Origin of the sequence: Rouxiella silvae (assembly GCF_002093625.1) — a bacterium.
Lineage (GTDB): Bacteria > Pseudomonadota > Gammaproteobacteria > Enterobacterales > Enterobacteriaceae > Rouxiella > Rouxiella silvae.
In genome coordinates, this window is sequence record NZ_MRWD01000069.1 from 14,380 (window position 1) to 27,102 (window position 12,723).

At 50.3% G+C, this 12,723-nt stretch carries 9 protein-coding genes; all 9 read right to left on the reverse strand.

Going from position 1 to position 12,723, the window contains the following annotated elements; all coding sequences use genetic code 11:
- Nucleotides 1-35: 35 nt before the first annotated feature.
- On the reverse strand, nucleotides 36-4,256 hold the full coding sequence (rpoC, locus tag BS639_RS21440) for a DNA-directed RNA polymerase subunit beta' (protein WP_055773980.1): 4,221 nt from the start codon (nucleotides 4,254-4,256) through the stop codon (nucleotides 36-38).
- A gap of 156 nt (nucleotides 4,257-4,412) precedes the next feature.
- A complete protein-coding gene (rpoB, locus tag BS639_RS21445) occupies nucleotides 4,413-8,441 on the reverse strand; it encodes a DNA-directed RNA polymerase subunit beta (RefSeq protein WP_055773977.1) in 4,029 nt (1,342 codons plus the stop codon).
- A gap of 334 nt (nucleotides 8,442-8,775) precedes the next feature.
- Entirely contained in the window at nucleotides 8,776-9,141 is a 366-nt protein-coding gene (gene rplL, locus BS639_RS21450; protein ID WP_055773975.1) for a 50S ribosomal protein L7/L12, read from the reverse strand.
- A gap of 70 nt (nucleotides 9,142-9,211) precedes the next feature.
- Nucleotides 9,212-9,718 (reverse strand): 50S ribosomal protein L10, encoded by a 507-nt coding sequence (gene rplJ / locus BS639_RS21455; RefSeq protein WP_055773973.1) that lies wholly within the window; start codon nucleotides 9,716-9,718, stop codon nucleotides 9,212-9,214.
- 359 nt (nucleotides 9,719-10,077) lie between these two features.
- Nucleotides 10,078-10,782 (reverse strand): 50S ribosomal protein L1, encoded by a 705-nt coding sequence (rplA, locus tag BS639_RS21460; protein WP_055773971.1) that lies wholly within the window; start codon nucleotides 10,780-10,782, stop codon nucleotides 10,078-10,080.
- Nucleotides 10,783-10,785: 3 nt separating this feature from the next.
- Nucleotides 10,786-11,214, reverse strand: a complete 429-nt coding sequence (rplK, locus tag BS639_RS21465; protein WP_055773969.1) for a 50S ribosomal protein L11 — start codon at nucleotides 11,212-11,214, stop codon at nucleotides 10,786-10,788.
- 260 nt (nucleotides 11,215-11,474) lie between these two features.
- Nucleotides 11,475-12,020 (reverse strand): transcription termination/antitermination protein NusG, encoded by a 546-nt coding sequence (gene nusG, locus BS639_RS21470; protein WP_055773967.1) that lies wholly within the window; start codon nucleotides 12,018-12,020, stop codon nucleotides 11,475-11,477.
- A 1-nt stretch (nucleotide 12,021) separates the two neighbouring features.
- Complete coding sequence (secE, locus tag BS639_RS21475; RefSeq protein WP_055773965.1) at nucleotides 12,022-12,405, reverse strand: preprotein translocase subunit SecE; 384 nt, start codon at nucleotides 12,403-12,405, stop codon at nucleotides 12,022-12,024.
- A gap of 251 nt (nucleotides 12,406-12,656) precedes the next feature.
- Nucleotides 12,657-12,723 (reverse strand): EF-Tu C-terminal domain-related protein (locus BS639_RS25320; protein ID WP_130634147.1); only part of this gene is annotated, 67 nt, incomplete at its 5' end.

Here is a 12,723-nt window from a genome sequence, read left to right on the forward strand (position 1 = left end):
GGAGCGGTTTTTTATTGCTTGGTTAACAGGACGAATTAATCGTTGCTGTTACCAAAACCTGCGTTCAGCAACTCGGCCAAGTTAGCCGTTGCTTCGTCAGCGCTAACCGGCGCTGCAACAGGCACATCGCCCAGAGCTTTACGGCGAGCACGTTCCTGGTGATAAGCGTAACCTGTACCGGCTGGGATCAGACGGCCCACAATTACGTTCTCTTTCAGGCCGCGAAGTTCATCACGTTTACCCGCAACAGCGGCTTCGGTAAGAACACGCGTCGTTTCCTGGAACGATGCTGCAGAGATGAAGGACTCGGTCGCCAAGGATGCCTTGGTGATACCCAGCAGGTCGCGGCTGAATGTTGCCGTGATTTTGCCTTCAGCTTCCAGCTTACGGTTAGCGATTTTAACGCGAGACATTTCTGCCTGCTCGCCTTCCAGGAAGTCGGTGCCGCCCGCGCTAACGATGGTGCCTTTACGCAACATCTGACGAACGATAACTTCAATGTGCTTATCGTTAATCTTAACGCCTTGCAGACGGTAAACTTCCTGCACTTCGTTGGTGATGTAACGGGTAACCGCATGCACACCACGAAGACGCAGAATGTCGTGTGGAGACTCAGGGCCGTCGGATACGACGTCACCACGTTCCACAACCTCACCCTCGAACACGTTCAGCTGACGCCATTTAGGGATCATTTCTTCGTAAGCATCGCTGCCATCCAACGGAGAAATTACCAGACGACGTTTGCCTTTGGTCTCTTTACCGAACGAGATGATCCCGCTGATTTCAGCAAGGATTGCAGGCTCTTTCGGACGACGCGCTTCGAACAAGTCAGCAACGCGTGGCAGACCACCGGTGATGTCCTTGGTACCGCTGGATTCCTGAGGAATACGCGCAAGGGTGTCACCAGAGTGAATCTGCGTACCGTCTTCCAGCTGTACAATCGCTTTACCCGGCAGGAAGTATTGAGCAGGCATATCTGTACCTGGGATCAATACGTCGTTGCCTTTGGCATCAACGATTTTCAGCGCTGGACGCAGGTCTTTACCGGCTGCGTTACGCTCTGCAGAGTCCAACACGACCAGAGAAGACAAACCGGTAAGGTCGTCAGTCTGACGGGTGATGGTCAGGGTATCGACAATATCGGTAAAGCGAATGAAACCACTCACTTCACTGATGACTGGCATGGTGTGCGGATCCCAGTTAGCAACGGTTTCGCCGCCAACAACAGGTTGTCCATCACCTTTACCCATGACAGAACCGTAAGGCACTTTGTAGCTTTCTTTGGTACGACCGAATTCGTCGATCAGTTTCAGCTCGGTGTTACGAGAAGTGATAACCAGTTTGCCGTTAGCATTGCTAACGTGCTTGTGGTTGCTCAGCTTAATCGTACCGGTGTTCTTAACCTGAATGCTTGATTCTGCCGCCGCACGAGATGCCGCACCACCGATGTGGAACGTACGCATCGTCAGCTGTGTACCTGGCTCACCGATTGACTGTGCTGCAATAACGCCGATCGCTTCACCTTTATTGATGATGTGACCACGTGCTAGGTCGCGACCGTAGCAGTTTGCACACACACCAAAGTCGGTTTCACAACTTACAACAGAACGCACTTTCACGCTGTCGACAGAGTTCTCTTCTAACAGATCACACGTCTTCTCGTGAAGCAGGGTGTTACGCGGAACAAGAATGTCCGCAGTACCCGGCTTGAGGATGTCTTCAGCTGTAACACGGCCCAGTACACGCTCACGCAGTGGTTCTTTAACGTCGCCGCCTTCGATGACCGGAGTCATCAGGATACCTTCATGGGTACCACAGTCATCTTCGGTAACAACCAAGTCCTGCGCCACGTCAACCAGACGACGGGTCAGATAACCGGAGTTAGCCGTTTTAAGTGCGGTATCCGCCAAGCCTTTACGCGCACCGTGGGTTGAGATGAAGTACTGAAGTACGTTCAAACCTTCACGGAAGTTCGCGGTGATTGGCGTTTCAATGATGGAACCGTCTGGCTTGGCCATCAGGCCACGCATACCGGCCAGCTGACGAATCTGTGCAGGTGAACCACGCGCACCGGAGTCGGCCATCATAAAGATGCTGTTGAAGGAAACCTGCTGCTCAACAACGCCTTCACGGTTGACGACGTCTTCGACAGACAAGTTTTCCATCATGGCCTTAGCAACACGTTCGTTCGCTGCGGCCCAGATATCGATTACCTTGTTGTAGCGTTCGCCAGCGGTTACCAGACCAGACTGGAACTGCTCTTGAATCTCTGCAACTTCGGTTTCTGCTTCATCGATAATCTCTGCTTTCTTGGCAGGGATAACCATGTCATCGATACCTACAGACACACCTGAGCGTGCTGCATAGGCAAAACCGGTGTACATGGTCTGGTCAGCAAAAATAACGGTCGGCTTCAGGCCCAAAATGCGATAACAGGTGTTCAGCATTTTGGAGATAGCTTTTTTGCCCAACGGCTGGTTAACAATAGAGAACGGCAGACCTGTAGGTACGATCATCCAAAGGATGGCGCGGCCAATCGTCGTATCGATAATAGAAGTCCGGTGAGTCACTTCGCCTTCGGTATTCTTGATCTCTTCTGTAATACGCACTTTTACGCGAGCATGCAGAGAAGCAAGACCGGCGCGGTAAACACGCTCAGCTTCTTTCGGGCCAGTCAGTACCATGCCTTCGCCTTTGGCGTTAACACAGTCACGGGTCATGTAGTAAAGACCCAATACAACGTCCTGTGAAGGAACGATGATTGGCTCGCCGTTCGCTGGTGACAGAATGTTGTTGGTAGACATCATCAGGGCACGCGCTTCCAACTGAGCTTCAAGCGTCAGTGGAACGTGTACTGCCATTTGGTCACCATCGAAGTCGGCGTTGTATGCCGCACAAACCAGCGGGTGAAGCTGAATTGCCTTACCTTCGATCAATACAGGTTCAAACGCCTGGATACCCAAACGGTGCAGGGTTGGTGCACGGTTCAGCAGTACCGGGTGTTCGCGGATAACTTCGTCGAGGATATCCCAAACGACAGCTTCTTCGCGCTCAACCATCTTCTTGGCAGCTTTGATGGTGGTAGCAAGACCACGCAGTTCCAGCTTGCCGTAGATGAACGGTTTGAACAGCTCGAGAGCCATTTTCTTCGGCAGACCACACTGGTGCAGACGCAGGTATGGACCTACGGTGATAACGGAACGACCTGAATAGTCGACACGTTTACCCAGCAAGTTCTGACGGAAACGACCCTGTTTACCTTTAATCATGTCTGCCAGAGATTTCAGCGGACGCTTGTTGGAGCCGGTAATTGCACGACCGCGACGGCCGTTATCCAGCAAAGCATCTACCGCTTCTTGCAGCATACGTTTTTCGTTACGTACGATGATGTCTGGCGCAGCCAGGTCAAGCAGGCGTTTCAAACGGTTGTTACGGTTGATCACGCGACGATACAGGTCATTCAGATCTGACGTTGCGAAACGACCGCCGTCCAACGGAACCAATGGACGCAAGTCTGGCGGCAGTACAGGCAGCACGGTCAGGATCATCCACTCTGGCTTATTGCCAGACTGTACGAACGCTTCCAGCAGCTTGATGCGCTTGGTCAGTTTCTTACGCTTGGTTTCGGAGTTGGTTTCGTTCAACTCTTCACGCAGCTGCTCGCACTCTGCTTCCAGATCCATGTTTTTCAACAGGGCCTGAATAGCTTCTGCACCCATCTTGGCGTCGAACTCGTCACCAAACTCTTCCAACGCGTCAAGATACTGCTCTTCAGTCAGGATCTGGCGTTTTTCGAGGTTAGTCATGCCGCCTTCGATAACCACATAGGATTCGAAGTACAGGACACGTTCGATGTCGCGCAGTGGCATATCCAGCAGTAAACCGATGCGCGATGGCAAAGATTTCAAGAACCAGATGTGTGCAGTAGGAGATGCCAGTTCGATGTGGCCCATACGCTCACGGCGTACTTTAGTCTGGGTCACTTCAACGCCGCACTTCTCGCAGATCACGCCACGGTGTTTCAAACGCTTGTACTTACCGCACAGGCATTCGTAATCTTTTACTGGTCCGAAAATACGGGCACAGAAAAGGCCGTCACGTTCTGGTTTGAACGTACGGTAGTTAATGGTTTCTGGCTTCTTAACTTCACCAAAAGACCAAGAACGGATCATGTCTGGCGATGCCAGAGCAATTTTGATCGCATCAAACTCTTCGGTCTTAGTTTGCGCTTTCAGAAACTTTAGTAAGTCTTTCACGGATTGGCTCCCGTCTGGTTAGACCTGTTAGGCACCTGCTGTCTACTGGTAAACAGGCAGGCACCCCTGTGACCACAGTGAATTCGAGTGTTTCTGCAATAATTCAAGCTACAGGTGCGGGTCGCCTTCCTGCAGCTCGAAATATTGGGGGCAAACTTACTCGTCTTCCAGCTCGATGTTGATACCCAGGGAACGGATCTCTTTCAACAATACGTTGAAGGATTCCGGCATGCCCGGTTCCATACGATGATCGCCATCCACAATGTTTTTATACATCTTGGTACGGCCGTTAACGTCATCGGACTTCACGGTTAGCATCTCTTGCAGGGTATAAGCGGCACCATATGCTTCAAGTGCCCATACTTCCATCTCACCGAAGCGCTGACCACCGAACTGCGCCTTACCACCCAGCGGCTGCTGAGTAACGAGGCTGTAAGAACCGGTAGAACGCGCGTGCATCTTGTCATCGACAAGGTGGTTCAGTTTCAGCATGTACATGTAGCCGACAGTAACCTGGCGCTCGAACTGCTCACCGGTACGGCCGTCAAACAGTGTAATCTGACCTGAGGTCGGAATACCGCCCATCTCAAGCAGCTGCTTGATTTCAGTCTCTTTGGCACCGTCGAAGACTGGCGTTGCGATTGGCATACCTTTTTTCAGGTTCTCAGCCAGACGCAATACTTCGTCGTCGGTGAAGGTGTTCAAGTCAACTTTCTGACGAACGTCGTCGCCCAAATCATAGGCTCTCTGAATGAACTCGCGCAGCTTGGAAACTTCTTCCTGTTTCTTCAGCATGGCATTGATTTTTTCACCAATACCTTTCGCTGCCATACCCAGGTGGGTTTCCAGAATCTGACCGATGTTCATACGAGACGGAACGCCCAGCGGGTTCAGTACGATGTCAACCGGCGTACCGTCTGCATCGTAAGGCATATCTTCGATCGGGTTGATCTTAGAGATAACACCTTTGTTACCGTGACGACCGGCCATTTTGTCACCCGGTTGAATCTGACGTTTAACGGCCAGATACACTTTAACGATTTTCAGCACGCCAGGTGCCAGGTCATCGCCTTGGGTGATTTTACGACGTTTGGCGTCGAGTTTTTTCTCAAACTCTGACTTCAATTCGTCGTACTGTTCGGCCAGCTGTTCCAACTGGTTTTGTTTGTCTTCGTCGGTCAGAGACAGTTCCAACCAGCGATCGCGTGGCAGTTTTGCAAGCTTCTCAGCTTCAATACCACCGCTAACCAGCGCTGAATGGATACGTGAGAACAAACCGGCTTCCAGGATCTGCAGCTCTTCAGTCAGGTCTTTCTTAGCCTGCTTCAACTGCATGTCTTCGATTTCCAACGCACGCTTGTCTTTTTCCACGCCATCGCGGGTAAAGACCTGAACGTCGATAATCGTACCGGAAACACCGTTTGGTACACGCAGAGAAGAGTCTTTAACATCAGACGCTTTCTCACCGAAGATAGCGCGCAGCAGTTTCTCTTCTGGCGTCAGCTGGGTTTCACCTTTAGGCGTTACCTTACCAACCAGAATGTCACCACCGGTCACTTCAGCACCGATATAAACGATACCGGATTCATCCAGCTTAGACAGCGCTGCTTCACCCACGTTAGGGATGTCGGCAGTTATCTCTTCCGGCCCCAGCTTGGTGTCACGAGACACGCACGCCAGTTCTTGAATGTGGATGGTGGTAAATCTGTCTTCCTGAACAACACGCTCGGACACCAAGATGGAGTCTTCGAAGTTGTAACCGTTCCAAGGCATGAACGCGACGCGCATGTTTTGGCCCAGTGCCAATTCACCCAGGTCTGTTGATGGGCCATCTGCCAGCACGTCGCCGCGCTCGATTGGCTCACCCAGATTCACACAAGGCATCTGGTTGATGCAGGTGTTCTGGTTAGAACGGGTGTATTTGGTCAGGTTATAAATGTCGATACCTGCTTCGCCCGGGTACATCTCGTCTTCGTTAACACGGATAACGATACGGGATGCATCCACGTACTGAACAGTACCGCCACGTTTGGCAACGGCAGTAACGCCGGAGTCAACCGCTACAGCACGTTCCATACCGGTACCCACCAGCGGCTTGTCAGCGCGCAGAGTAGGTACAGCCTGACGTTGCATGTTCGCACCCATCAATGCACGGTTGGCGTCATCGTGTTCCAAGAATGGAATCAGTGAAGCACCAACGGATACGATCTGCTGGGTAGATACGTCCATATAGTCAACCTGGTCGCGGCTAAACAGGCTTGATTCGCCTTTGCTACGACAGGTAACCAGGTCTTCCAGGAAGTGGCCTTCTTCACTCAGGTTGGAGTTCGCCTGAGCAATAACGAAGTTACCTTCTTCAATGGCTGACAGATAGTTGATTTCATCAGTCACCACACCTTCGCGCACGCGGCGATAAGGCGTTTCGAGGAAACCATACTCATTGGTCTGTGCATAAACAGACAAGGAGTTGATCAGACCGATGTTTGGACCTTCTGGCGTTTCGATTGGACATACGCGACCGTAGTGAGTCGGGTGTACGTCTCGAACTTCAAAGCCAGCACGCTCACGGGTCAAACCGCCCGGGCCCAGTGCAGAAATACGACGCTTATGCGTGATTTCAGACAACGGGTTGTTCTGGTCCATAAATTGTGAAAGCTGGCTTGAGCCGAAGAACTCTTTCACCGCCGCCGAAATCGGCTTGGCGTTGATCATGTCCTGAGGCATCAGGGTATCGAGGTCGCCAAGAGACAGACGCTCTTTAACCGCACGCTCAACACGGACCAGACCTACACGGAACTGGTTTTCAGCCATTTCGCCGACAGAACGAATACGACGGTTGCCCAAGTGGTCGATATCATCCACTTCGCCAATGCCGTTACGAATGCCGATCAGCTTTTTCATAACCTGGATGATGTCGTCTTTGCTCAGGATACCTGAACCTTCGATTTCATCACGCAGCAGAGAACGGTTGAACTTCATACGGCCTACAGCAGACAGGTCGTAACGATCTTCAGAGAAGAACAGGTTCTCAAACAGGCTTTCAGCAGCTTCGCGAGTTGGCGGCTCACCAGGGCGCATCATACGGTAGATCTCAACCAGAGCGCTTAAGCGATCGCTGGTTGGGTCGACGCGAATGGTCTCGGACATGTACGCGCCATGATCGAGGTCGTTGGTGAACAGCGTTTCAATGGTTTTGTGTCCGGCCTGGCTCAGTTTAGCCAACAGGTCCAGAGACAATTCCATGTTCGCAGGAACAATCAGCTCACCGGTATTGGTGTCGATGTAGTCTTTAGAAACGACTTTCCCTGCGATGTACTCAACAGGAACTTCGATGCGCTGAATGTCATCTTTTTCAAGCTGACGAATATGACGTGCAGTAATACGGCGGCCTTTTTCGATATAGACTTTGCCGTCAGCTTCGATATCAAAGGAAGCTGTTTCACCGCGCAGGCGCTCAGGTACCAGTTCCATCTGCAACTTGTTGTCGCGGATCTGGTAGATAACCTTGTCAAAGAACAGGTCAAGGATCTGTTCTGTGGTGTAGCTTAGTGCACGCAGAATGATGGTCGCTGGCAGTTTGCGGCGACGGTCAATACGTACAAACAGGTTGTCTTTCGGGTCAAACTCGAAGTCCAACCATGAACCGCGGTAAGGGATGATACGTGCGTTGTAAAGCACTTTACCCGAAGAGTGGGTTTTGCCCTTATCGCTGTCAAAGAATACGCCTGGACTACGGTGAAGCTGAGATACGATAACCCTCTCAGTACCGTTAATCACAAAGGTACCATTTTCGGTCATGAGCGGAATTTCGCCCATATAGACTTCTTGTTCCTTGATGTCTTTGACCGTACCTTCTGGTGCTTCGCGTTCGTAAATTACCAGACGCAGTTTCACGCGCAGTGGCGCGGAATACGTTACACCGCGGATCTGGCATTCTTTAACGTCGAACACCGGCTCACCGAGACGGTAGCTAACGTATTGCAGCTCAGAGTTTCCGCTGTAGCTCTTAATAGGAAATACGGAACGGAATGCTGCTTCCAGACCGTGTTGGCCTTCCGAGTCTTGCTCGATAAACTTCTGGAACGAGTCAAGCTGGATAGAAAGGAGATAAGGAATATCCAAAACTTGTGGACGTTTCCCAAAATCCTTACGGATGCGTTTCTTTTCGGTATAGGAGTAAACCATAGGGTTCCTCAGCTCGCTGATCAGTGACCCAATCTTGTCTGTCCGGATGGACAGTTCATGCAACACCATTTCTGTCGATCGGAAAGTCGAAACACTTTCCGCAATATCCGTCACTACCACTCTTAAATCATTTCGTTGCGCATTATCCTTGGATGAGCCAAGGCAAGCGGCGGCAATATATTAAGTCGTAAAATAGAAAGAGATATCGGAGTAATTCAGTGGTCAAACAGTGTGAAACACCACTGACACTCTATAGCGCAAAAAGGCTGGTGACTAAAAAGTCACCAGCCATCAGTCTGTTAATTAAAACAGACTGCACTCAGAAAGCAGTGGCTTATTTAACTTCAACTTCAGCGCCAGCTTCTTCCAGAGCTTTTTTCAGTGCTTCAGCGTCGTCTTTGCTGATGCCTTCTTTCAGAGCTGCTGGTGCAGACTCAACCAGGTCTTTAGCTTCTTTCAAGCCCAGGCCAGTTGCGCTACGAACAGCTTTGATTACTGCAACTTTGTTTGCGCCGATACCTTTCAGTACAACGTCAAACTCGGTTTTCTCTTCTACAGCTTCAGCAGCGGCAGCAGGGCCAGCAACAGCAGCAGCAGCAGAAACGCCGAATTTCTCTTCCATCGCAGCGATCAGTTCTACGATTTCCATTACAGACAGAGCTGCAACGCCTTCAATGATTTGGTCTTTAGTGATAGACATTTAGATTTGTTCCTAGAAAACAGAAATAGTTTATACGTAAGCGAAACGTGATAAGAAAGGAAGTTGCTGATTAAGCAGCAGTAGCTTCTTCTTTCTGATCGCGAACAGCAGCCAATGTGCGAACCAATTTGCCGGCAGCGGCTTCTTTCATGGTTGCCATCAGGCGTGCGACTGCTTCATCGTAAGTAGGCAGAGTTGCCAGACGATCGATTTGATCGGCTGAAATGAACTCACCTTCAAAGGCCGCAGCTTTAACCTCGAACTTAGCGTTCGCTTTAGCGAAATCTTTGAACAAACGGGCAGCAGCGCCTGGGTGTTCATGAGAAAACGCGATCAAGGTTGGACCAACAAACGTGTCTTTCAGGCACTCGAATGGAGTACCTTCAACGACGCGGCGCATCAGAGTGTTACGAACAACACGCATGTAAACGCCAGCTTCACGACCTGCTTTACGCAGTTCAGTCATTTTATCTACGGTAACGCCGCGAGAATCCGCAACAACCGCAGACAGCGCGCCTTTGGCTACTTCGTTGACTTCAGCAACAATCGCTTGTTTGTCTTGAAGATTTAATGCCATTAGCTTTAGCTCCTGGATTTAGCCGGGGAAAATCCCCGGAACTCACATCACTTATAACCGGGATCGGAAATAAGCGTTCAAACACGGTGAGCAGAGAATCCAGTAAAACAATTCTTAAAAAGAAAAATTTTTATTCAGGCTCTGTCACCGTCTACGCAGGAAATATTAAGTCTTTTGCAAGACTCCTGCGGTCTTGGACGGAGGCCTGGATAGGCCAGGCTCCAACCGAAAAATTCTTGGTTTCGTTCGACCGAAACACTATCGCTTTTTAAAAAAACGAACGGGGGATAGATTTTAGACAAATCTATCGCCCACGTAAAGCGATAAAAGCAAGCAGTGCTTATTCTAACTTTTAAAAGTTAGGCAACTGTTGCTGAAAGGCCGCTCTGATCAACAGAAACGCCAGCGCCCATGGTGGTGGACAGGCTAACTTTCTTGATGAACACGCCTTTAGCCTGTGAAGGCTTGGCTTTCTTCAACGCAACCAGCAGTGCTTCCAAGTTTTCTTTCAGCTTATCAGCGTCAAAGTCAACTTTACCGATGGTGGTGTGAATGATGCCGTTTTTGTCGTTACGATAACGAACCTGACCCGCTTTAGCGTTCTTAACCGCTTCAGCAACGTTAGGGGTTACAGTACCCACTTTCGGGTTTGGCATCAGACCACGTGGACCAAGAACCTGGCCCAATTGACCTACAACGCGCATTGCATCTGGAGATGCGATAACAACGTCGAAGTTCATTTCGCCTTTCTTGATCTGGTCAGCCAGGTCTTCCATACCTACCAGCTCAGCGCCTGCAGCTTTAGCAGCTTCAGCGTTTGCACCTTGGGCGAAGACAGCAACGCGAACGGAACGACCGGTGCCGTTAGGCAGAACGGTAGCACCACGAACGTTTTGATCAGATTTACGTGCGTCGATACCGAGGTTAACGGCAACGTCTACGCTTTCTACGAATTTAGCGGTAGCCAGCTCTTTGAGCAGGGCTAAAGCTTCGTTGATTTCATACTGTTTAGTAGTATCAACTTTGTCACGGATCACGCGCAAGCGCTTGGTCAGCTTAGCCATTTCTTATCCCTCTACTACCAGGCCCATGGAACGAGCGGTACCTTCGATGGAGCGAACCATTGCTTCCACGTCAGAACCAGTCATGTCCGCAGCTTTGGTTTCTGCGATTTCACGAACCTGAGTGCTCGTTACAGTACCTACTTTGTCTTTGTTCGGCTTGCCGGAACCAGACTTGATACCAGCCGCTTTCTTCAGCAGAACTGCTGCTGGAGGCGTTTTGGTAACGAAGGTGAAAGAACGGTCAGAATAAACGGTAATAACAACAGGGATCGGCAGACCTTTTTCGATGCTTTCAGTCTTAGCATTGAACGCCTTACAGAATTCCATGATGTTAACACCTTGCTGACCCAGTGCCGGACCGACCGGTGGACTTGGGTTAGCAGCGCCGGCTGCAACTTGCAGCTTGACGTAGGCTTGTACTTTCTTGGCCATGTTAATTTCCTCAGTTGGGTATTAGCGCCTTTTTGAAGAGGCTCCCCGTGGTTTTCGATATCTAGCTTTGATACTTAATTACTTAAGTATGCGTTTTTAAGCACAGCGCCCATGTCGTCGCCTATCTCAAGGACAGGCGTTCAGCATTTTTGCTGAGCATAAAAACAAAAGGCGCGAAATTATAGTTTAATTTCGCGCCTCATACAACACCTGGACCAGGTTATTTATTGCCCGCTGCGTGAATGCAACGGTGAAGGCGATTAACCCTTCTCTACCTGTCCGAAGTCCAGTTCAACCGGTGTAGCACGGCCAAAGATGGAAACAGAAACTTTCAGGCGGCTTTTTTCGTAGTCCACTTCTTCGACAACACCGTTGAAGTCTGCAAAAGGACCGTCGTTGACGCGAACCAGCTCGCCCGGCTCGAACAGAGTTTTCGGACGAGGTTTATCACCGGCTTGCTGCAGGCGATTCATGATTGCATCAACTTCTTTATCACTGATTGGTGCTGGCCTGTCCGAGGTGCCGCCGATGAAACCCATCACGCGCGGAACGCTACGAACAAGGTGCCAGCTGGCGTCATTCATCACCATCTGAACCAGCACATAACCCGGGAAGAATTTACGCTCGCTTTTGCGACGCAACCCACCGCGGATTTCAACAACTTCCTCGGTAGGAACCATCACGTCACCGAACAACTCTTCCATGTCGTGCAATTTGATGTGCTCACGCAGCGATTGAGCCACGCGGCCTTCAAAGCCGGAAAACGCCTGAACGACGTACCAACGTTTTTTAGGTGCTTCAGACATTTTAGAACCTCAAGCCAGTAATGAAGGATACCAGACGGACCAGAATACCATCCAGGCCCCAAAGAATCAGTGACATTACTGCCGTAACAGCAGCCACGATCAGTGTGGTATGCAATGTTTCCTGGCGTGTAGGCCAAATTACTTTACGTACTTCTGTACGTGCTTCTCGCGCGAAGGCGACAGTTGCTTTGCCTTTAATGGTCATCAGGGCTACTGCACCAGCAATAGCAATAACAACGACAACTGCCAACGCACGTAACGGCAGGCTATATGCACGGTAATAATAGTTACCGACAATAGCTACGACCAGTAAAACGGCTACGACAATCCACTTAACCGCTTCCAGGCCGCGCCCGCTCCCTTGAGCCTCGGTATTCGCACTCATAAACCAACCCGTCACAATGAATCAGAACAAACAACTTTGCCTCGCATAGCGAGGCAAACCAAACCGATTGATGCTCTGCAAGAGCGTACACTCGGTGTTTACGCTATCTCTGAGAGCCTATCTCACCAATGATTATGACGTATAAATCGCTGATGAGATAGGTTCTAACGCTATAGCGTAGAAAAGGGCATCGAATGATGCCCTTTTAGTGTGTATTGCGTCAACGTAAAGTGACAAAAAACTATCAGCGATTAAGCGATAACTTTAGCAACAACACCAGCACCCACAGTACGGCCGCCTTCACGGATTGCGAAACGC